The sequence below is a fragment of the Paenibacillus sp. CFBP13512 genome (assembly GCF_005233705.1).
GTDB classification, from domain to species: domain Bacteria; phylum Bacillota; class Bacilli; order Paenibacillales; family Paenibacillaceae; genus Saccharibacillus; species Saccharibacillus nuruki.
Genome location: NZ_QGAD01000001.1, coordinates 128,314 through 149,596 on the forward strand (window position 1 = coordinate 128,314; position 21,283 = coordinate 149,596).

Genomic DNA, 21,283 nt, shown 5'->3' on the forward strand with positions numbered 1-21,283 from the left:
CACTATAGCAACAGATCGATTGATTACTTTTTATGAAAATACTACAAGTTAACTTCTTCCTCACGTTTGATAAAGCGGAAAGGTGAACGGTTACTTGCTCTTGTGATCTTACTCATTCCTCCATACCAGAGAACGATCATCAACGGAATAATGTACCATAACCAATATTGGCTCATCATATGCAAAATCAAATCATATAATCCATGCCAGAAAATAGGAAGTATTAATCCTAAAGCAAGGAATATATTACGTTTACGCTTTGTTGTCGTAAATTTGGCTTTGCCGATATAATCGCCCATAATCACTCCAAATAAAGCATGTCCGGAAACAGGAAGTAATCCTCTTAATAGTAAAGACATGACTGACATGGAATTGTATAAGGCATATAGTACATTTTCTAATGTCGCAAAACCAAGTGATAGTGCGACAGTATAGAGTATTCCATCATAAGGTTCATCGAACTCTGTATGGTTATACAAAATATGATAGATAATAAACCATTTGGCGAATTCTTCGACTCCTGCTGACGTTAAAAATGAAAATACATAAGGACTATCGCCGAGTCCAAGCACCATAGTCCGTTGTATGATCATAAGCGGAAATACGATAGCTACGCCCAAGAAAAAAAATTTGATCACCAAATGGAGTGGTTCTGGTTCATATCTGTCCTTGAGGTAAAAATAGATCAACAGAGCAATACCCGGAGCTATTGCTGCCATCATGATCGAAAATAAAGACACTCGATATTCTCCCTCCATTCTTGCGTAAACCCCGTCCGACGTTGTGCCAAATGCTGATACGATTAGGAACTCCTTCCGGTCGGTTCACGCTATACATACGAAGGATATACCTGAAGTGCCTTTATATAAGGCTTAGTCGTTACGATCAAAATGTTCACAGATTGTTGCGATTGCATTTTCAGCCATGACGACTTTGCCGTATTCTTCTAAAACAGCTTCTGTTAATGATGTGGTATCACCAAACTCAGCCAATACAGCGATCAATGCAGCATGTTTTGTTAGATCTACATCAGCTGGATCCATCGTCAAAATCCATTTATCTTTATAATGGTACAGCCGTCCGGCTTCAGTGACATTTTTGGAGAGAGTATGAGCTGCTTCAATAAGAACTTCAAAATCTTTGAAAGAGTACGCTATAAAATCAGTTTCTTCAAGCGTAACTTCCATTTCATATATTTCGTCAGCCATATCTTCTTCATTGATCGTGCCCAAGTGTTGGTCATACTTGCCACGCGTCACGATAACAACCATTCCTTGTGCAGGAAGTGCAAATACTTCCACTGCAAGCGGACCGGTAGCATCAAATCCAAGCTCGCTATAAGCTTGATCCATCATTTCCGTAAAAAGATCATGGACTTTAGGAATTTCCTGCCACATGTCTTCTTTTTGAATTCCACGCTCAGTGAGATCATCAAACGTAAGGAAAATCCGTATTTTGTCTGAGCTCAATCGTTCTATTTTCATAATAGGATCCCCCTTGGAAAACATAGGTCATAACCGCTATATTAGTATAGGTTATGTCACTGCCTATTCATATCGATGATAAATATAGCAATGCTATATTAGGTATGTTACCATTTATTATCCTTAAATGCACGCACTAAAACGCTTGATTACGAATAATACATAGGGTAGACTATTTTGTCTCAAAAATGTTTCAGTGACTACCTATTTTGTTTAAAGAATAGTTTGTGCTTTTTAGGTCTTGTCCTATTTATAGCTAGATTGTAACTTATTGTTTTATATTTGTGGTTGACCTTGCACAGGGTTTAAGGATTTAATTTACATATGCGGTATTTTGCACCACCGTGTTTTTGATGATGTTATTTTCTCACAATTCAGACAGAAAAGAGCGTGAATGTATGTTTAAAAAAACAGCAAGTTGGTTGTTGTTATCTGTGATTATATTGTCTGCTTGTAGCAATCAAGCACCGGCAAATACTACAGAAACACCTACTACAAGCACAGAACAAAGTAATACTAGCACTCCAGCGGCAACAACACCTGAAAGTAGCGAGACAGCTACATCAGAGACTCCGGCAACTCCTGCGACTTCTACAGAAGGAACGACAACTGGACAATCTTCTGAAAGTACATCTGCCAAAGACAGCGAAGCTACAGCTCCTGCTGAATATACATATCATATGAACAAAAATTATGATATCGTACCTAACAAAGAATCAAAAGAAACGCCTAAAAAAGTGATTCTTTTAACTTTCGATGATGGTCCGAAAGAGAAAAAAATGATCGACAGCATGATGGATACGTTAGACAAACATAATGCTAAAGCGATTTTCTTCGTTAACGGCTATCGAATCAAAACTCATCCTGAATTGCTGAAATTGATTCATGATCGTGGTGGAATTATCGGTAATCATACACAAGATCATATCGTGCTCAAACATGAATCCAAAGCCAAAGTTACTCAACAAATCGAGGACACTCAGAAGCTGATCGAAGATACGATTGATGAATCACCACGCTTCCTTCGTGCTCCAAATGGTGCTACTAATGATACTGTGCATGCCTTAGCGAAAAAACATAATATGCTGTATATGAACTGGTCTGTAGGTTCACTGGACTGGGTAAATCAAAAAGATCCAGATGCTGTGATTTCTAACGTAATGGATCAATTACATTCAGGCAGTATTATTTTGATGCATGAATTGCCATGGACTGTCGAAGCATTGGATGAACTATTAACCAAACTTGAAGCCAAAGGATATACTTTTGTTGATCCGAATGCGATTGAGCCTAAAGCGCGTTAATATCATTCTTTTGAACAAATAATGAAAAAGCAAGAGTTACAGTGTAATAACTGTGACCCTTGCTTTTTTTGTTGGATGAATTGATGTGTTCAACATTCATGAAGTTATAAACCGGAACGACCTGCTAAATTCTGAAGCCAATACCAATTCGGCATAAATCCAGATAGCTTAATCCCCCACCATAACAACATAATCGTCAAGGCAACAAACAAGAAAATAAGATAACCATAAAAAAACTTAGCAATTTTGATTTTGCGAGATGGATAAATTGTACTTCGAGGTACATATTCTTTATCTTTTTCGTTCTCTTCTTCATCGGTTTCGCTAACTTCGCCTGTTCTAGATCGTGTCAATACCCCTTGTTCATTTACAGCTCTACGAACGGTATGTGCAGCATTCTTTTTACGACCTGCTGGTAAACGAATACGGCCTCCTGTAAGAAGTCCTTCTTCGCCACTACTGTATTTGGCTACTCTACTGGATTGTTTTGTTTCTCGTGTTGTTGCTGTATTACTATAACGTTCTAACCTACTTAGGCGCTCGCTCATTTTTCCCTCCGCAATGAAATAATTAGACCGGATATCAGGTCAATCGCAAAGTGACATAATATAGGTGCCCACAATGTTCCGGATTCAATATATATATACCCAAGTGCGTAGCTACTGACGAATACCCAAGCTGTAGGAATCCAATGTCGTAGATAACGGAAATGAATAGCTGCAAATATAATGCTAGTCCAATAAGGACCTACTGCATATTGAATAGCTCCACGGAACAAAATCTCTTCGCAGACCCCTACCAGTAGTGTAATGATAATAATATGCCAGATTGGACGATTTTTGAAGATCATTTCGTTAATTCCGCCATCGTCCATACTATTTTCAGGCAAGACTTTGGAAATAAACAGATCAACAATTAACATTAGCGCTGCAAGTCCTAATCCCCAAAAAATAAATGTAAGCTCTTGTGGTAACTTTAACAATGTGAATGGATTACGACCTTGTAACCATATCCATATCAGTCCCACAAGTAGTGTTAATCCTTGAGTTAAATACAAATTAATCAATAATAATTTATCGGTTAATTGTTCAGGTTGTACTCGTTTGATCTTAAATGAACGAAACTTGCTTTTTTTCATAATCACAATCCTTTAGCTACGTAAAATAGTGTATCTGTCTATTATATCATTTTATCGGATACAAGCTTCTATCTCTGCTCCTAATTATTTACGATTGTATTATCTCACATCTTTACGTTCGAATACATTTGTCGTTTCAGATAAAATTCATTTTGGACTTTTGTTATGACTTTCTCACTTTGCTGTATTGACATGATATGTAACCCATGTTACATTATGAAAAATTAAATGATTCTAACGTCTATGAAGGAAAAAAGGTACATGATGGTTTTCAGAGAGCCGATGGTTGGTGCAAATCGGTAAGCCAAATGTTATCTTTGAGCGATCCTGAGTCACTGTATTGAACTCAAGTAGGTACAGTCGGTTGATCCCGTTAGCGATCCGGTCAATACATTGACCATAAGGCTGATTCTTGTGAAAGAACAGCGAATTAGGGTGGTACCACGACAGCTCTCGTCCCTTTGCTACAGTAGTAGTGTGCGGATGGGTGCTTTTTTTGTATGATTTTCACTTTCATGCGGTAGTGCGTTCACTCATTGAACTCGCCAAAAAGAATGTGTACGATAGATATTAGCATAGCATAGCTGTTTTCAGCGCTGACAGCAGATGCGAGTGTTTATATAAATGACAAATAACGATTGTACAGAGACTGACCATTTTGGAGGAGGAAAGAAATTATGTTTAAGGTATTGGTATCAGACCCGATTAGTGATCTAGGAATTCAGCAATTGGTAGACGCTCAAGATATTATTGTGGATAAGCAGACTGGACTTAGCGAAGATGAATTAGTGGCTATTATTGGCGACTACGATGCTTTGCTTGTACGTAGTCAAACAACTGTCACTAAAAAAATAATGGACGCTGCCACCAAGCTCAAAGTCGTTGGACGTGCAGGTGTAGGCGTAGACAATATTGATCTGAATGCTGCAACAGAACGCGGTATCATTGTTATCAATGCACCAGACGGTAATACAATCACTACCTGTGAACATACTTTTGCAATGATGATGGCTCTAGCTCGTCATATTCCTCAAGCATATGCCAAAACCATCGGCGGTACTTGGGATCGTAAATCTTTCCTCGGGGTTGAACTTCGTAACAAAACGTTAGGTGTACTCGGTATGGGTCGCATCGGTAGCGAAGTGGCGAAGCGTGCCAAAGCATTCGGGATGGAAATTTTGGGATACGATCCATTCTTAACGCAAGAACGTGCAGATAAAATGGGTGTAACTTTAGCCAGTGTAGACGAAATTATCCGCAATGCTGATTTTATGACGGTACATACACCGTTAACGCCAGAAACAAAACATATGATCTCTACTGCTCAATTTCAGGTCATGAAAAAAGGCATGCGTATTATTAACTGTGCACGTGGTGGGGTTATTGATGAGACGGCTTTAATTACAGCTGTGAATGAAGGTATTGTAGCTGGTGCTGCTTTTGACGTATTTGAAAGCGAACCTCCTCAAGCCGATCATCCATTTTTGAGTCATCCTCAAATTATCGTAACTCCACATTTAGGTGCATCTACGATTGAAGCACAGGAAAATGTAGCGATTGATGTATCTGAGCAAGTATTGCACATTTTGCGTGATGAGCCTTTCAAAAATGCTGTTAACATGCCTCCAGTCGCAGCAAGTGTGATGAACAAATTGCAACCTTACTTCTCCCTCGGTGAGAAATTAGGTAGCTTTGCGGCTCAAATGGCAACACAAGCGATTCAAGAAATTCGTATTGATTATGCAGGTGACCTATCTGAAGTCGATACTCAACCGTTGACTCGTTATATTCTAAAAGGTATTCTTTCCCGTCATATGGGAGACGAAGCAAATATCGTGAACTCGATGCACCTTGCTAAAGTACGAGATCTCAACGTGATCATTACAAGTGCTCCATCGACGAAAGGCTTTACTAACTTGATTACGGTGAGTCTTAAAGGACAAAACGGCGAAGAACCTCGTGTTGCCGGTACATTGTTAGCTGGTTATGGCGAGCGCATCGTGCGCATCAATGATTATTCTGTCGATGTATTGCCAAGCGGTCACCAAATTCTTATCTCTCATACCGATAAGCCAGGTATTATCGGTAATGTGGGTTCACTACTTGGTCAAAAAGATGTCAATATTGCATCCATGCAAGTAGGACGTAAGCAAGAAGGCGGCGAAGCAATTATGATCTTGACGGTAGATAAAGATGTCAACAAAGATGTATTATCTGCACTTGTCGACTTGCCTAACTTGAACAAAGCACAAGAAGTGGTATTGGTATAATTTATAGTCTAAATAAAAGAAAGCTGCTTGATACAAGATATTATTGTATCGAGCAGCTTCTTTATTTTGTCCATTATCTTTAGAATATTATTTATTTTGTATATACAAAAAATCCCCTTCTAGCTTTCAGCGTTGAGATCATTGAATGATATCTCTTTTTTCACTGTCTACTGGGAGGGGATGATACTCAAAATCAAATCTGATTAGACTTCATCAGGATGCTTAATCGGAAGTAATAATGTAAATTCAGTACCTTTACCTAATATACTATCCGCTGTAATACTTCCATGATGGGCTTCTACGATATTACGTACAATCGCAAGACCTAGACCTGTACCGCCAGCTTCGCCGCGTACACGAGCTTTGTCTGCTTTGTAAAAACGTTCAAAAATAAAAGGAAGATCATCAATCGGTATTCCTGCACCTGTATCTTGGAATACGACACGAATCACTTCTTTTTCTTTATGAGCGGTTACTGTAATGATGCCACCGGCAGAAGTATGACGAAAAGCATTATCTAGCAAATTGGTGAAGATCTGCTCTAACCGATCAACATCTGCATACAACTGTAGAGAATCGTCTCGTACAAAGTTCAGCTTGAGCTCTCGTTCTTTGGCTCGCACTGTAAATTTACGATATACCCGATCCATCAATTCATTCAGATCAATCTGATCGAAGTTCATATCGATATGTCCGGCTTCCATACGCGCTAGATCCAATAGATCCTGCACCAATCTCCCCATACGTAGAGATTCATCGTAAATGACCTGCACCAATTCATCGCTTTCTTCTTTGGATGTTGCCATCCCATCAAGCAATGCTTCACTATACCCTTGAATCATCTGTAATGGTGTACGAATCTCATGAGAAACATTAGCGACAAAATCACGTCGCATTTTCTCTGCTTTCACTTCATCCGTTACATTACGAAGCACAGATACCGTTCCACGTACATCATCTCCTGAGTACAACGGAGCCATATTAACAGACCAGACTTGTTGTTTGACATGGATATTCGAACTTTGATCCTGACGTTCACTTATCACACTCTGGAACATCGGATACAATGGTTCGGGCACTTTGGTATCCGCTGTGATTCCATCTTGTTCTTGACGTTCCCAGCCTGCTTTGTGCCATGTATCCATAATCATTTCGCCTGGTGGATTATGCAGAATCATATTTCCAGATTTATCGAATGTAATCACAGCATCTCCCATACTGCGGAGTATACTTGCCATTTGTTCTTTTTCCAGTTGTAAATTCTGAATATTCTTTTCCAATTCTTCTGCCATATGATTAAAGGCGCTCGCTAATTGCCCAATTTCATCACTAGTTTGCAAAGAAACACGTGTATTGTACTTTCCTTTGCGAATCCCGTCTGCGGCTTGAATTAATTGCTGCATCGGTTGTGTAATTTTGGTCAATAAAAAAAGAGCGAAAAAGGTAGTCATCGAGAATCCTACGATAGAGACATAGGTAAATAAACGTTTGATTGAACCGGAATTGGTAAATGTGCTATCAATATAAGGCAACAAAAATAAACCAAGTGTTAAAAGTACACAAGCCACTAATGCGCTAATCGTCAGCCACAACTTACCGACAAGCGTTCTCCAGAAGTCCACTTACTTTGGAACCTCTAACTTGTAACCAACGCCCCATACCGTAGTGATCATTGCGGCTGATTCAGGTGATACTTTATTTAGTTTTTCACGCAACCGTTTTACATGGGTATCTACAGTACGCAAATCACCAAAAAATTCATAATTCCAGACATCTTTGAGCAATTCTTCACGTGAAAAGACTTTATCCGGTGATACCGCTAGAAAATGTAGCAATTCGTATTCTTTCGGAGTCAAGCTAATCTCATGCCCACTTGCAGTGACACGATGCGCATCATGCTCAATAATCAAATTCGGGAATACAATATTATTACTTGAATTGTTTTCTTGAGACAGATAAGCGGTTGCTGAAGAACGACGCATAATCGCTTTGACCCGATAGATCACTTCGCGCGGGCTAAATGGTTTGACCACATAATCATCTGCACCGACTTCAAATCCTTGCACACGGTTCACTTCTTCGCCTTTGGCGGTTAGCATCAATACCGGTGTTGATTTCACTTGGCGTAAACGACTACATACTTCGATTCCATCTATACCGGGAAGCATCAAATCAAGCATAATTAATCCGTAATCTTCTGCGACTGCTTTGCGTAGAGCGGCTTCACCGTCTTCCGCTTCATCAATTTCATAACCTTCTTTTTCCAAATACATGCGTAGTAAACGGCGAATACGTTCTTCGTCATCTACCACTAAAATGCGATTCATCTGGTCACTCATTCACTAAAGCCTCCTAGCTGTCATCAATGGATATAAATGATCTCTATGTTATGCTTTACCGCTGCTTTTTAGCTTATCAATTTCTTCTTTGGTCAAATGGCGATAAAGACCACGCTTCAAATTACCGATCAGTAACTCGCCAAAAGAAATACGTTTCAAACGAACTACTTTATGAGATAACGCTTCAAACATACGACGAATCTGACGGTTTCTACCTTCATGAATCGTTACACGTATCGTAGCTTGTTTCTTCTCTGTATCGATATCATAATAATCTGCTTCAGCAGGTTGAGTCATACCGTCTTCCAATTGAATTCCTTGGCGGAACTTCTCTAGTGCTGTACCGTGTGGTACGCCTTCTACGGTTACATGATACGTTTTGGGTACATGATGTCTTGGATGAGTTAAGCGATTAGCTAATTCCCCATCATTGGTCAAAATCAAAAGACCTTCTGAATCATAATCCAGTCGTCCTACAGGATATACACGCTCACGAACACCTTTAAGATAATCGCCTACAATTTTACGTCCTTCTGGATCAGAAGCACTTGTAATTACACCTTTAGGTTTGTTGAACATAATGTATACTTTTTTCTCCGCAGCAATTGATCGTCCGTTGACAATAATCTCATCCACTGTTGGATCTGCTTTGGTTCCAAGCTCAGTTACTACTTCGCCGTTCAGAGTTACCTTACCCGCAACAATTAACTCTTCACATTTGCGTCGGGAAGCTATACCTGCTTGTGCTAATATTTTTTGCAATCGTTCCATAATAGTTAATTCACCTCACACTAATGATACTCATCTATGCACAAAATCACAAGACACTCCCCAAGTTTATTGTGATTTTAGGGAGTTTCATGTGATTTTGAAAGGATATATTTAAAAGGAAAACTGTCGATTCAATCCATATAGATCGCTTCTTATGAAAGATGAATAAAATCTGCCATCGATTGAATCTGCAAACCTTCTGGCTTTGCAGGAACAAAATGAGGTAAATGAGGTACAGGTTTCTGCACAATATTAGACTCCACATGGCTATGAGCGGCTTCTTCCACTTCTTGTAGTGTCTGTAACTTCTTGAATTGAACAGTCTTCGTCACGCCAGGAATCAGATCAAAGAAGTTATCACTAAAGATTCCTTCATTTTCGCTAGATAACCAGACCTGACGTGCTAATACATCAGTAGTCAATTGATAGGCAACCACACCATCGACTTCTGTTTCTACGATCTGAAGATGTGGCTGTTGCAATGATAGCTCAGGCGCAGACACAAAGTAAGCGATCTCTGCATGAATCAATTGATCTTCATGCTCCAATTCGGCTACCAGTATCGCTTCAGCTGGATGAACATCTCCAAGTAACTGTTCTGTCGTCACAGACAATACTTTGATCGCTTCTCCACCTGCAAGTGTAAGAGATTGCGGCATTTCTTTGTACAACGTTCCATCCAGTCCAAGTACTTTCACGCGTACAGTGAGTGACTTGGGTGCAATCAGATCCGAAACTAGATGAATATCAACTTTGCCTGAGACCGATTGATCAATCGAGATCAAAATATCTTCAAAGCTACGTTTGGCATAATATTGAACTGCTTTCCAGCGACCATAGTAATCCATACTTGACCATGATGCTACAGGCCAGCAATCATTCATTTGCCAGTATAATGTTCCCATGCAATAAGGTTTACGACGACGATGAGCTTCAATCGCTGTTTTCATCGCTTCGGCTTGCAGAACTTGACTCATATATAAGAAGGAAGGGAATTCTTTAGGTGCTGGTAAATATTTATCCATATATTCTTTGATTAGTCGATTACCTGCACCATTTTTCTGATGACGTAGCATTACTTCAGATTCCAATTCCAAATCTGATTCTTCAGCATACGTACGAACAGACTTGTATTCTGGGAACGATTGAAAACCGTACTCACTCATAAAGCGTCCAATATATGTGTTGTACCGCTCAAATGGTTCGCTGTTATGCCATACTCCCCAATAATGAATATCTCCAGAATCTGTAATACCATGAGTATGCTGTTTTTCGTTATTTGTCACTGCAACTATAGGTGAAGAAGGCCAATACGAGATCCCTGGATGTTCGGTTTGCACGACTTCTGGTAATAACTCATGGAACAGTGCTTCATAATCTGCCCAGATTTGAGTACGTTGTTCTGCATTATAATCTTTTTTCCAACCCCAACCGCCATCTTCCACATATTGAGACCAAGCTGAATCAATCTCATTATTACCACACCAAAGCACAATACTTGGATGATTGCGTAGACGACGAATATTATCTTCTGCTTCTGCTTGCACACTATCTAAGAACTCTTCATCCCCCGGGTACATACTACAAGCAAACATAAAGTCTTGCCATACCAGAATACCGTACTCATCACAGAGGTCATAAAACTCATCATTTTCATAAATACCGCCGCCCCATACACGCAGCATATTCATATTCGATTCCACAGCAGTCACAATCTCATGACGATAGCGCTCTAATGTCACTCGTGGTGAAAAGCTGTCATTTGGAATATGGTTAGCTCCTTTGGCAAATACCGGTACACCGTTCAGTTCAAAATAAAACGAAGTTCCTGGATAATCAGGATGTGGTTCGGTAACCAGACGAATAGCGCGAATACCTGTGCGTTCTGATTTGACAGCTAGTGTCTGATTCTGCTCTAACACTTCCACTGTAAACGTATACAGATAAGCATCGCCGAGTCCTCTAGACCACCACAATTTAGGATTATTTAACGTTAAAGGAATCTGTACAGCATCTGTACCTTCAGCCAAAGTTACAATCTGCTCCCAATTTTGTCCGTCAGCATAAACACGCAAATTAACCTGACGTTCTTGTTCGGAATAAATTTGCACAACTGCTGTTAGATCGGCAGATTCAGCATGCACTTGATTTTGACGAATATATACATTTTCGATACGCACATCTGACCATGCCACTAATTCGGCTTCACGCCAGATTCCACTCGTAACAAAACGTGGACCCCAATCCCATCCATAATGATAAGGCGCTTTACGAGCAAAAACGCTAACTCTTTTGTCTCCTAGCTCGCCAACTTCAGATTGATCATTGGTTGCCGGTAATCCGTAACCTAAAGCTTCAAGCTTCGGTAAGTCTTCCATAATCGGGGAACGGAAATGAATACGAATATGATTGGCACCTAATCGGATGTAAGGCTTCACATCTGCACGCCATGTACGGAACATATTATCGGCTGACAATACATGTTGTTCATTTACATATACTTCTGCATAGGTGTCCAAACCTGCAAAAACAAGTTCAATATGCGAATGATTCATCACATTTTCTTCGACATCAATTGTTGTTATGTACTCCCAGTCCTTTTTATCAATCCATTGCACGTCTTTCTCATTAGTACCATAAAAAGGGTTCGAAATTTTACCATTATCTAATAAATCAGTATGCACTGTCCCTGGCACAGTAGCTGGTAACCACTCTGATTCATCGACAGCTTTGAAAGTCCATTGCTTTAACGATTGACGAAATTGTAGCGCTTGCAAATTAGTCATAAGACAAATTCATCCTTCCAATATTAGGTTATGAGTACACCTTACTACGACTAGATTTAAGAAGCAAATCGGCTGATATGCTATAACGTCTATGTTGCGGTATTTCATTACTAAATACGGCAGTTTGCAATAGAATACACCGTTTTTCTATTTTATATACTAGCTTATCCCATCTATTTGGCTATCTGTATTTCATCTGTAGTATTTACCATATTTAAGCGTTATTTTAATATCATAATTAAAATAAATATTGACAAAGAAAACGCTTGGATTTAAAGTTTGAGAGTCATTGTATGATAATGATTATCAATTTCATTCTATCTAAAAGGAGAATTAACGTATGAAAAAATTGTTGTTACCATTAATGATGGTGATTGTGTTGGTATTAAGCGCATGTGGTAATGCGTCGGAAAAGCAGGCAACTACAGGCAATACAAGTTCTTCAGAAGCAAGCACTTCTACTCCAGCAGCTACAGGTACCATTACATATCAATCTGAGACAGGCCCTGTAGAAGTTCCAGCTAACCCACAACGTGTTATTGCTTTAGCAGGTTATGCAGGCAACTTGATTGCTCTTGGTGTTCCACTGGTTGGTGTAGATTCATGGACAAAAGCTGATCCTAACTTTGCAGAACAATTAAAAGATGTCGCTGAAGTATCAGATGAAAATATAGAAAAAATGATTGAACTCAAACCTGATTTGATTATTGCTGCAAGCGATACTAAAAACATGGATAAATTAAAAAAAATTGCTCCAGTTGTTGCTTATACGTATAACAAAGTCGATTATTTGAAACAGGTTGAAGAAATCGCTAAAGCGGTGAACCAAGCAGATAAAGGCGCTGCATGGATCGCTGATTTTAAAGAACGTGCACAAAAAGCAGGTACAGAAATCAAAGCTAAAATTGGCGATGATGCTACTGTAACCGTGATGGAAGGCGATTCCAAGCAACTCTATATATTCGGTAGTGCTTGGGGACGTGGTACTGAGATCATTTATCAAGCAATGGGTCTCAAAATGCCTGATAAAGTGAAAGAAATGACCTCTGAAAAAGGATATTATGATCTATCGCTTGAAGTATTACCTGAATATCTAGGCGATTATGTATTCTATAGTAAAGACCCGAGCGTAGATGCTTCATTCCAGAATACAGATACGTACAAAAATATTCCAGCGGTTAAAAACAAACATGTATTTGAAGTCGATGCACGTGGATTCTATTTCAATGATGCGGCATCTTTAGATTATCAGTTAGACTTTATTACGAAATCGTTGCTAGGTCAGTCTTAAATCTAAATTACAAATGAAAAGAAGGGGCGCCTAGCGTTCCTTCTTTTCTAAATACAGAGAAGGAAACGATCCGTATAATGAAAAATGATATGACTGCAAAACATTTCCGTTCTTTTCTTATCAAATTGGTACTGATGATATTATTATTTGTTGTTGTGTTCGTCGTCGCTATTATGGTGGGTGCTAAAAGTATCTCATTATCTGATATCTGGAATGCGATATTTCATCCTCAAGTGACCGGTGGAGATATCTCTATTATTCGTGAACTTCGTCTTCCACGCGAAGTTGCAGGTGTCTTGGTAGGAGCAGCACTTGCTGTGGCTGGAGCGATTATGCAAGGATTAACTCGTAATCCTTTGGCTGATCCCGGGTTGCTTGGATTAAGTTCCGGTGCGAATGCAGCACTTGCTATTGCTTTAGTTTTTTTACCTTCGATTGGATATTTTGGTATTATGATCGCTTGTTTTATCGGAGCAGCGGTAGGTATGCTTCTCGTATTTGGATTAACCGCTATTCGTAAACGCAACATGTCACCGCTACGTATGGTGCTAGCAGGAGCAGCCGTTTCAGCTTTATTATCTGCTGTGGCTGAAGGAGTTAGTCTACAATTCAAAATTTCGAAAAGTGTCACGATGTGGACATCTGGCGGATTGATCGGTACAACATGGGGACAGATTCAAAGTATTACACCTGTTATCGTGATCTGTATTGTGATTGCTATTCTATGTTCAAGACAACTCACTATCCTTAGCTTGAATGAGAGTACTGCTGTAGGATTAGGACTGCAAACGCAACAGATCAAAATGGTGTTGTTTGTATTAATTACATTACTTGCAGGTGCATCCGTCGCATTGGTTGGAAATCTAGCTTTTATCGGGCTAATGATTCCTCATCTGGTACGTATGGTTGCAGGTACTGATTATCGAACAATTTTGCCACTATCTGCGATTGCAGGCGCAACATTTATGGTATTTGCAGATACATTTGCACGCATGATCAATGCTCCTTTTGAGACACCATTAGCAGCGATTGTCGCGATTATAGGTCTACCTTTCTTTCTACTGATTGTACGTAAAGGAGTGCGATCATTATGATAAAACAATTACAACCTGCCCGTTACCAAAAAATGATTCTTGTTGTATTCACCGTTGTTATTTTGATTACGATGGTAATAGCTTTGAGTGTTGGGTCTTCTTCGGTATCGTATGATCGGCTGATTCCAACATTGCTTGGACAAGGTACTTTTGTAGATGAGTTTGTACTCTTTTCTATTCGATTACCCCGTATGTTGGTGACTTTACTTGCAGGAATGGCACTGGCTTTGTCTGGTTGTGTATTGCAGGGAGTCACCCGTAATGAACTTGCTGATCCGGGTATTATCGGGATTAATGCAGGAGCAGGTCTAGGGGTTACTGTATTTTTCTTATTTGCACCGCTTGAAGTGGGGACGTTTGTCTACATATTACCTATCGTGGCTTTTTTAGGGGCATTGATTACAGCGATATTCATTTATCTATTTTCGTATAATCGTGTAGAAGGCATGCAACCGATGAAGTTTATTATTACAGGTGTTGGATTTTCTCTCGCCTTATCCGGTGTAATGATCGTATTAATCTCCTCCGTAGATCGGGTAAAAGTCGATTTTATTTCAAGATGGTTAGCTGGCAATGTATGGGGAACCGATTGGCCGTTTGTCATCGCTCTATTACCGTGGCTGATTATTCTGACTCCCTTTATACTGTATAAATGTCGCTCTCTGAATCTGTTAGCGCTAAATGAAGGTACTGCGATTGGTGCGGGGGTACCGATTCAAAAAGATCGTATTTTACTCATGTTAGCTGCTGTGGCGCTTGCTGCGTCTGCCGTATCTGTAACAGGCGGTATTGCTTTTATCGGACTGATGGCTCCCCATATCGCTAGAGCGCTTGTCGGGCCACGTCATCAATTGTTTGTGCCTGTAGCTATTCTGATCGGTGGATGGTTATTACTGGTTGCAGATACGATCGGTCGCAACTTGTCTGATCCTGATGGGTTGCCCGCGGGGATCGTTGTAGCCTTAATCGGAGCTCCTTATTTTCTTTATTTGCTATTGAAAAAGTAAATCCTAACAAAAAAAGCAAAAACCATTTCGGATATTCTCGAAATCGTTTTTGCTTTTTTCGTTTATGAGATGATATTGCTCGAATCGTATCCTTTATATGAGGATATACGATTTAGTCTTCGATCGATGTATCTTTGGAAGACGTGGATGATGGTAGTGTAGTCTCTTTTGATGATGATTGCTCTGTACTCGAAATAGATTCTGAAAGAATATCTTCTGCAATTTCAGTTAGTTCTTCACCTAATTCTTCTAGCTCTACTATATCTTCACTATGCACTTTCTCTTCCAAACGATCGAATAATAACTGTGTTTCCCCTTCTAAATCATCTGCATTTTCAAAAGCAGACGCATCAGGGAGTTCACGAATATTACCAAGACCAAAGTAATCCAAAAACGATTTGGTTGTACCGTATAAAATAGGTCGTCCAATCGCTTCAGCCCGTCCTGTTTCTTGAATCAAATCTTTGTTCACTAACGTATAGATCGCACGCTCTGATTTGACACCACGAATTTCTTCAATCTCGATACGTGTAATCGGCTGGCGATACGCTACGATAGATAACGTTTCAAGTGCGGCTTGAGATAATGAAGAACGGGAAGGCGAATATGCCAATCGTTCATAATATTCCGCATGGGCACGTATCGTTGATAACTGATACCCTCCTGCAATATTAACGACTTGAATCCCCCGTCTTGCTTTCTTCAGATCAGCTTGCAATTCTTCGATAGCGATCTGTACCGTTTGTACCGGTTGATCGGTTACTTCTGAAATTTGCTTCGCATTCAATCCTTCTTCTCCAGCCAGAAATAACATACCTTCAATAATCGACTTCAATTTCTGGGACTTCATTGTTACTTATTTCACCTCTCCACTCCATCACGATATCGTCAAAAAGCCGGCTTTGGTAGCAGGAAATTTGCTTCATTTTCATTAATTCCAGCACAGCCAAAAAAGTCACCACGATCTCATGACGATACATTTCCTGGTGTAGCAGTTTGGAAAACAACAAGCTTTCTCCTTTACCTAATCCTTGAAAACGGGTAGAGACTTCACGTATCCGATCTTTGACCGAAATCTCATCACGCTGAATCCTTGTGACTTGTGTACGACGAACGACTTTACGAAGCGCTTTGCGAAAAGCTTCCATCAAGTCTAACGTGTGCAGTCCTTCTACTGGATTCACATCATCTTTTGGCATAAAAGCAGTTAAGTCTTCCGGTTCTTTTGTGAAAATCAGACTACGCTCGGTTTCCATTTCCCGTAAATGAACCGCAATTCCCTTGTACTTACGGTATTCTACCAGCTTGCGTACCAACTCTGCACGCGGGTCCAGATCGTCTTCCTCATAATAATCAAAATCATCCATCTCTATCACAGGCGGACGTGGCAATAGCAACTTGCTTTTGATTGACAATAATGTCGCTGCCATCACTAGAAATTCACTGGTCACTTCAAGTTCCAATTCTTTCATGCTATGAAGATATTCCAGATATTGATCTGTAATTTTGCTGATCGGAATATCCTGGATATTAATTTCGGATTCATCAATTAAATGAAGCAACAAATCGAGCGGCCCTTCAAACGTTTCCAGTTTGTACAGTACAGTCGTCACTGGACCACTCCTCTTAATCAATAGATTCTCATCTCTTATTGTATCTCAATCGCGCACTTTTCACAGTATATATTCAGCAAAAAAAGGGCAAATCCTGTTTCTGCCCTTTTTTTGCTTTCTATTTGATTATTATACGGTACATCTTATTTCATCATTTTCGTTAAATTCGCCATTTCGATAGCTGCATTTGCGGAATCCCAGCCTTTGTTGCCTGCTTTGGTTCCTGCACGTTCAATCGCTTGCTCGATACTTTCAGTCGTTACAATTCCGAAAATAACAGGTACACCTGTTTTTAAATTAATAGCAGATACGCCTTTGGCGACTTCATTACATACATAATCATAATGGGTAGTAGAACCACGAATCACAGTTCCCAGTGTAATGACTGCATCGTATTTTCCACTTTCAGCCATCTTTTGTGCAACTAAAGGAATTTCAAATGCTCCTGGCACCCATGCCACATCAATATCATTTTCAGCGGTTCCGTGACGTTTGAGTGCATCCAGTGCTCCGCCTAGAAGTTTGGTCGTAATAAATTCATTAAAACGTCCAACAACAATACCAAATTTAAGATCCTGCGCGATTAAATGTCCTTCAAAAATATTAGCCATAGTGTTCATCCTCTTTTCGATAAATTAGTTAGTATGAAGCGTTGGAGATGTCTGTTCCAAATAGGTAATTAACGCTTGAATGCTGATCAATTTGAGCTGATGTTGTGTTGCGATCTTCTGTAATTCTGGCAAACGTGCCATCGTACCATCGGTATTCATAATTTCACAGATCACACCGGCAGGTGGAGCATCACATAAGCGAGCCAAATCAATAGCGGCTTCTGTATGTCCTGCACGTTGCCGTACACCGCCTTCACTCGCAATCAATGGAAACATATGACCTGGACGGCGAAAATGAGATGCTGTTGCTTCTGGATCGGTCAGACCGATGACGGTCATGGATCGCTCTTGTGCAGAGATTCCTGTAGATGTACTGATATGATCTACAGATACTGTAAAAGCCGTGCCATGATAATCGGTATTTTGCGCAACCATAGGAATCAGTTCTAGCTCTGTCGCACGCTCACTCGTGATCGGAGCACATACCAGACCACGACCTTCAGTGACCATAAAATTGATGACTTCAGGAGTCGCACGATCAGCTAAAGCGATAAAGTCGCCTTCATTTTCCCGATCTTCATCATCAACCACGATAATCACTTTTCCTTGCTTCAAATCTTCTAACGCTTCTTCGATAGAATGTAAGTGGGTAGATGCATGATTCATTGATATAACCTCCTTTTGAACTCTCTCGTGCTTATACTGCCAAGCGCTTGCTGTAAGATATTTTGCTTTGCAAAAATCATTTTTTATTGAACTCTTTCGCGCTTATACTGCCAAGCGCTTGCTGTCAGATATTTTGCTTTGCAAAAATCATTTTTTTATTGAACTCTTTCACGCTTATACTGCCAAGCGCTTACTGTAAGATATTTTGCTTTGCAAAAATCATTTTTTATTGAACTCTTTCGCGCTTATACTGCCAAGCGCTTACTGTAAGATATTTTGCTTTGCAAAAATCATTTTTTTATTGAACTCTTTCGCGCTTATACTGCCAAGCGCTTACATATATCCATTTTCCTGCAAAAATTGACTGGTGATTGATGGCTTTTTCTGATGGGTTGCATCATTAGCTGTATTCGATTGGTACTGTAATAAATGTTCGACATATTTACCAAGCACATCACATTCAATATTGACCATGTCGCCTGCTTTGCGGTAAGCAAGCACTGTTTCTTTAAGCGTATGAGGAATAATCGAGATTGTAAACGAAGTGCTGGTTACCGATACTACCGTTAAGCTGATTCCATCGACTGTGATTGAACCTTTGGGAATGATATAACGAAATAAATCATGATCTGTCGGTGCAATCTGGAAAATCACAGCATTCTGGTTACTCTGTATCTGCTCAATATGCGCTGTTCCATCGACATGACCTTGTACAATATGCCCTCCAAAGCGTCCGTTAGCGATCATCGCCCGCTCTAGATTAATCGGACTGCCTGTCGTCAGTTCTTTAAGACTGGACGACCGATAAGTCTCTGGCATTACGTCTACTGTAAACATCGAACCTGCAATCGTGGTTACTGTTAAGCAGACCCCGTTACATGCTACGCTGTCTCCAATTTGAAGCCCGTCCATAATACGTGATGCGTTAATACCCAGAACCATCGTTTCACCACGTCGTCCATTTTGTCTCAGTGTTCCTATTTCTTCGATCAATCCGGTGAACATAGATAGATATCCTCCTTTCGATAAAGCTGATCTGCTCCAAGGTTATAGGTGATGATAACGTGGTAATCCACTGATATAAACATTGTCCTCTAACGTCTCTATTTCGAGTTCATCTAAAGTGACTGCTTGATTCATTTTTTCAAATCCGTCAAATGCAAAAGTGGATAATGTACCCCCGATAATTTTGGGAGCAAAAAATAAAGTGATTCGATCGATCAATCCAGCTTCAAGCATCGAACCGTTCAGCGTACCTCCACCTTCTAACAGAATCGAAGATATCTCCAGTTCGCCAAGCTTTTTCATCGCAAAAGGAAGATCCACATACGGGCCGCTACCACAGATAATGACTGTGATTCCACGTTCTTGTAGTTCATGGATACGATCTCGATTCGCTTGATATGTTGTGACAATAATCGTAGGAGCCACTTCTGTATTTAATAACTTGGCGGTATCAGGAATACGAAGTTGCGAGTCAATCACAATTCGAGTCGGCTGAAGACCTGTCACTTCTGTACGTGTGGTCAGCTCAGGATCATCAGCCAATACTGTACCAATGCCTACCATAATGCCTTGATGACGATGACGCATCGTATGAACGATCGTACGAGCATCGCTATTGGATATCCATTTACTATCCCCTGTGCGAGAAGCCAGACGACCGTCTAACGTACTGGCTGTTTTGAGCGTTACGAAAGGTAGCCCTGTTGTAATATATTTGTTAAATGTTTCGTTCAGTCGTTCTGATCGCTTAGCCAGTACTCCTGTCACCACTTCAATCCCATGACTGCGTAGCTTTTCGATACCTGAACCAGCTACCTGTGGATTCGGATCTACTGCTGCCACCACAACCCGCTTCACTTTTTCTTTGATCAGACGATCACTACAAGGAGGCGTTTTGCCATAATGACTGCATGGCTCTAATGTCACATACGCTGTTGCACCTTCTGCTTGATCTCCTGCCATATTGAGCGCATGGACTTCAGCATGTCCGGTTCCACGTTGTAAATGGGCTCCCATGCCGACAATTCTGCCGTCTTTGACGACTACGCAACCGACAACAGGATTGATATCTGTCTGCCCTTGAGCCTTTTCTGCTAAATCTAGTGCTAGTGTCATGTAAAATTCATCATTGATTACGTTCATGATTAAGGGCTCCTTCGATACAATAGATCTTTCATACCGCACCATGCAATAGATCATCTATACGGTAATGATTTCACATATTCGTATCCTCATATTTAGTTACTATTCATAATTTAATAACTAAATTATAAAGGTTAAAATGATACAATGACAAGCAAAAAGCCCTGTAAACCGGAATAATATCCGAATGTTTACAGGGCTTAACATCTTCATGTATAGGAGTAAGAATGGAATGTGCTTATTTGATGGCGATCGTATGTCTGTAAATGTACAGCACAAAACTGTATATCTACTATCGGCTCAGCTTGATCCACTGATCCAATATCAACATATTTTCAATATATAGACTATCATCAGAGACCAAATAAACCTGTTATCCACAGATTATTGCTTCCTGAAAATAGTAAACTATACACTCAAATAAGTGCATCTTAATTCAGAAATCGCTATGCAAGCGACTTCTGTATCCCTCTCCCATCCAGACTATACTGTCGGCTCCGGATTCTCACCAGATCCACCGTCTATGATTATACAACACATAGCCGGGTCACGGACTTAGAGACCTATACAAACTTGATCTCAACACCGCCGGTGGGGAATTGCGCCCCGCCCCGAAGGATAACGTATGAAATTATAATCACGATTTTGCTGTGATGCTGAAATCATATCATCGAAACAATTAAAAATCAAGAAAGCTCCATTTCTACCTTTTTTGTAGATAGTCATTATGAATATTATTCTTTTGAAAATGACTTGTCGCA

At 40.1% G+C, this 21,283-nt stretch carries 19 protein-coding genes, 1 riboswitch and 1 other annotated feature; of the genes, 5 read left to right on the forward strand and 14 right to left on the reverse strand.

Going from position 1 to position 21,283, the window contains the following annotated elements; genetic code table 11:
• Positions 1 to 41: 41 nt before the first annotated feature.
• Positions 42 to 740, reverse strand: coding sequence for a glutamic-type intramembrane protease PrsW (prsW, locus tag PaeCFBP13512_RS00600; RefSeq protein ID WP_069327900.1), 699 nt, complete (start codon positions 738 to 740; stop codon positions 42 to 44).
• A 132-nt stretch (positions 741 to 872) separates the two neighbouring features.
• Complete coding sequence (locus PaeCFBP13512_RS00605) at positions 873 to 1,484, reverse strand: genetic competence negative regulator (protein ID WP_069327899.1); 612 nt, start codon at positions 1,482 to 1,484, stop codon at positions 873 to 875.
• A gap of 398 nt (positions 1,485 to 1,882) precedes the next feature.
• Here PaeCFBP13512_RS00605 and PaeCFBP13512_RS00610 point away from each other — a divergent pair, with 398 nt between their 5' ends.
• Entirely contained in the window at positions 1,883 to 2,788 is a 906-nt protein-coding gene (locus PaeCFBP13512_RS00610) for a polysaccharide deacetylase family protein (RefSeq protein ID WP_137220640.1), read from the forward strand.
• 104 nt (positions 2,789 to 2,892) lie between these two features.
• Here PaeCFBP13512_RS00610 and PaeCFBP13512_RS00615 read toward each other — a convergent pair whose 3' ends face one another.
• Together PaeCFBP13512_RS00615 and PaeCFBP13512_RS00620 are read right to left on the reverse strand one after the other, a co-directional pair.
• Positions 2,893 to 3,336, reverse strand: a complete 444-nt coding sequence (locus PaeCFBP13512_RS00615) for a hypothetical protein (protein WP_069327897.1) — start codon at positions 3,334 to 3,336, stop codon at positions 2,893 to 2,895.
• Positions 3,333 to 3,926, reverse strand: a complete 594-nt coding sequence (locus tag PaeCFBP13512_RS00620; protein ID WP_137220641.1) for a type II CAAX endopeptidase family protein — start codon at positions 3,924 to 3,926, stop codon at positions 3,333 to 3,335. Before PaeCFBP13512_RS00620 ends, PaeCFBP13512_RS00615 begins: the two co-directional genes overlap by 4 nt.
• A 234-nt stretch (positions 3,927 to 4,160) precedes the next feature.
• Positions 4,161 to 4,390: a binding site (T-box leader), on the forward strand.
• 213 nt (positions 4,391 to 4,603) lie between these two features.
• Here PaeCFBP13512_RS00620 and serA point away from each other — a divergent pair.
• Positions 4,604 to 6,196, forward strand: a complete 1,593-nt coding sequence (gene serA / locus PaeCFBP13512_RS00625) for a phosphoglycerate dehydrogenase (RefSeq protein ID WP_069327895.1) — start codon at positions 4,604 to 4,606, stop codon at positions 6,194 to 6,196.
• Between the two features lie 203 nt (positions 6,197 to 6,399).
• On the opposite strand, the gene PaeCFBP13512_RS00630 is transcribed toward serA, so the two are convergent.
• From PaeCFBP13512_RS00630 to PaeCFBP13512_RS00645, 4 genes are all read right to left on the reverse strand, one after another.
• A complete protein-coding gene (locus PaeCFBP13512_RS00630; protein ID WP_069327894.1) occupies positions 6,400 to 7,818 on the reverse strand; it encodes a HAMP domain-containing sensor histidine kinase in 1,419 nt (472 codons plus the stop codon).
• The gene (locus tag PaeCFBP13512_RS00635; RefSeq protein ID WP_069327893.1) at positions 7,819 to 8,535 is read right to left on the reverse strand and encodes a response regulator transcription factor; all 717 of its coding nucleotides are present in this window, start codon (positions 8,533 to 8,535) and stop codon (positions 7,819 to 7,821) included. It abuts the gene before it with no gap.
• Between the two features lie 48 nt (positions 8,536 to 8,583).
• Entirely contained in the window at positions 8,584 to 9,306 is a 723-nt protein-coding gene (locus tag PaeCFBP13512_RS00640; protein ID WP_069327892.1) for a pseudouridine synthase, read from the reverse strand.
• A 152-nt stretch (positions 9,307 to 9,458) separates the two neighbouring features.
• Complete coding sequence (locus tag PaeCFBP13512_RS00645; protein ID WP_137220642.1) at positions 9,459 to 12,092, reverse strand: beta-mannosidase; 2,634 nt, start codon at positions 12,090 to 12,092, stop codon at positions 9,459 to 9,461.
• Between the two features lie 340 nt (positions 12,093 to 12,432).
• Between PaeCFBP13512_RS00645 and PaeCFBP13512_RS00650 the strand changes: the two genes are divergently transcribed.
• The 3 genes from PaeCFBP13512_RS00650 (at position 12,433) to PaeCFBP13512_RS00660 (ending at position 15,484) form a co-directional block, all read left to right on the forward strand.
• Positions 12,433 to 13,383 carry an iron-hydroxamate ABC transporter substrate-binding protein gene (locus PaeCFBP13512_RS00650; protein WP_137220643.1) on the forward strand — a complete coding sequence of 317 codons (951 nt, stop codon included), beginning with the start codon at positions 12,433 to 12,435 and terminating at the stop codon, positions 13,381 to 13,383.
• An 89-nt stretch (positions 13,384 to 13,472) separates the two neighbouring features.
• Complete coding sequence (locus tag PaeCFBP13512_RS00655; RefSeq protein ID WP_137220644.1) at positions 13,473 to 14,477, forward strand: FecCD family ABC transporter permease; 1,005 nt, start codon at positions 13,473 to 13,475, stop codon at positions 14,475 to 14,477.
• Positions 14,474 to 15,484 (forward strand): FecCD family ABC transporter permease, encoded by a 1,011-nt coding sequence (locus PaeCFBP13512_RS00660; protein ID WP_137220645.1) that lies wholly within the window; start codon positions 14,474 to 14,476, stop codon positions 15,482 to 15,484. Before PaeCFBP13512_RS00655 ends, PaeCFBP13512_RS00660 begins: the two co-directional genes overlap by 4 nt.
• Positions 15,485 to 15,596: 112 nt before the next feature.
• Here the strand turns inward: PaeCFBP13512_RS00660 and scpB are convergent, their stop codons facing one another.
• From scpB to ribD, 6 genes are all read right to left on the reverse strand, one after another.
• Entirely contained in the window at positions 15,597 to 16,334 is a 738-nt protein-coding gene (gene scpB / locus PaeCFBP13512_RS00665; RefSeq protein WP_137220646.1) for an SMC-Scp complex subunit ScpB, read from the reverse strand.
• Complete coding sequence (locus PaeCFBP13512_RS00670) at positions 16,303 to 17,097, reverse strand: segregation and condensation protein A (protein WP_069327888.1); 795 nt, start codon at positions 17,095 to 17,097, stop codon at positions 16,303 to 16,305. Before PaeCFBP13512_RS00670 ends, scpB begins: the two co-directional genes overlap by 32 nt.
• Positions 17,098 to 17,240: 143 nt before the next feature.
• Entirely contained in the window at positions 17,241 to 17,708 is a 468-nt protein-coding gene (gene ribH, locus PaeCFBP13512_RS00675; protein WP_137220647.1) for a 6,7-dimethyl-8-ribityllumazine synthase, read from the reverse strand.
• Between the two features lie 24 nt (positions 17,709 to 17,732).
• Complete coding sequence (gene ribB, locus PaeCFBP13512_RS00680; RefSeq protein ID WP_083243508.1) at positions 17,733 to 18,374, reverse strand: 3,4-dihydroxy-2-butanone-4-phosphate synthase; 642 nt, start codon at positions 18,372 to 18,374, stop codon at positions 17,733 to 17,735.
• 333 nt (positions 18,375 to 18,707) lie between these two features.
• Positions 18,708 to 19,379 (reverse strand): riboflavin synthase, encoded by a 672-nt coding sequence (ribE, locus tag PaeCFBP13512_RS00685; RefSeq protein WP_137220648.1) that lies wholly within the window; start codon positions 19,377 to 19,379, stop codon positions 18,708 to 18,710.
• Between the two features lie 42 nt (positions 19,380 to 19,421).
• Positions 19,422 to 20,522, reverse strand: coding sequence for a bifunctional diaminohydroxyphosphoribosylaminopyrimidine deaminase/5-amino-6-(5-phosphoribosylamino)uracil reductase RibD (gene ribD, locus PaeCFBP13512_RS00690; RefSeq protein ID WP_137220649.1), 1,101 nt, complete (start codon positions 20,520 to 20,522; stop codon positions 19,422 to 19,424).
• A 462-nt stretch (positions 20,523 to 20,984) separates the two neighbouring features.
• Positions 20,985 to 21,145: riboswitch (FMN riboswitch) on the reverse strand.
• Positions 21,146 to 21,283: the final 138 nt, after the last annotated feature.

What these genes read in the sequence shown, in the direction of transcription:
- PaeCFBP13512_RS00640 (WP_069327892.1), bottom strand. Translation starts at nt 9,306, where the DNA reads ATGGAACGATTGCAAAAAATATTAGCACAAGCAGGTATAGCTTCCCGA.
- ribE (WP_137220648.1), bottom strand. Translation starts at nt 19,379, where the DNA reads ATGTTCACCGGATTGATCGAAGAAATAGGAACACTGAGACAAAATGGA.
- PaeCFBP13512_RS00610 (WP_137220640.1), top strand. Translation starts at nt 1,883, where the DNA reads ATGTTTAAAAAAACAGCAAGTTGGTTGTTGTTATCTGTGATTATATTG.
- PaeCFBP13512_RS00635 (WP_069327893.1), bottom strand. Translation starts at nt 8,535, where the DNA reads ATGAGTGACCAGATGAATCGCATTTTAGTGGTAGATGACGAAGAACGT.
- PaeCFBP13512_RS00605 (WP_069327899.1), bottom strand. Translation starts at nt 1,484, where the DNA reads ATGAAAATAGAACGATTGAGCTCAGACAAAATACGGATTTTCCTTACG.
- ribH (WP_137220647.1), bottom strand. Translation starts at nt 17,708, where the DNA reads ATGGCTAATATTTTTGAAGGACATTTAATCGCGCAGGATCTTAAATTT.
- serA (WP_069327895.1), top strand. Translation starts at nt 4,604, where the DNA reads ATGTTTAAGGTATTGGTATCAGACCCGATTAGTGATCTAGGAATTCAG.
- PaeCFBP13512_RS00615 (WP_069327897.1), bottom strand. Translation starts at nt 3,336, where the DNA reads ATGAGCGAGCGCCTAAGTAGGTTAGAACGTTATAGTAATACAGCAACA.
- scpB (WP_137220646.1), bottom strand. Translation starts at nt 16,334, where the DNA reads ATGAAGTCCCAGAAATTGAAGTCGATTATTGAAGGTATGTTATTTCTG.
- PaeCFBP13512_RS00660 (WP_137220645.1), top strand. Translation starts at nt 14,474, where the DNA reads ATGATAAAACAATTACAACCTGCCCGTTACCAAAAAATGATTCTTGTT.
- PaeCFBP13512_RS00655 (WP_137220644.1), top strand. Translation starts at nt 13,473, where the DNA reads ATGACTGCAAAACATTTCCGTTCTTTTCTTATCAAATTGGTACTGATG.
- ribD (WP_137220649.1), bottom strand. Translation starts at nt 20,522, where the DNA reads ATGAACGTAATCAATGATGAATTTTACATGACACTAGCACTAGATTTA.
- PaeCFBP13512_RS00645 (WP_137220642.1), bottom strand. Translation starts at nt 12,092, where the DNA reads ATGACTAATTTGCAAGCGCTACAATTTCGTCAATCGTTAAAGCAATGG.
- ribB (WP_083243508.1), bottom strand. Translation starts at nt 18,374, where the DNA reads ATGAATCATGCATCTACCCACTTACATTCTATCGAAGAAGCGTTAGAA.
- PaeCFBP13512_RS00650 (WP_137220643.1), top strand. Translation starts at nt 12,433, where the DNA reads ATGAAAAAATTGTTGTTACCATTAATGATGGTGATTGTGTTGGTATTA.
- PaeCFBP13512_RS00620 (WP_137220641.1), bottom strand. Translation starts at nt 3,926, where the DNA reads ATGAAAAAAAGCAAGTTTCGTTCATTTAAGATCAAACGAGTACAACCT.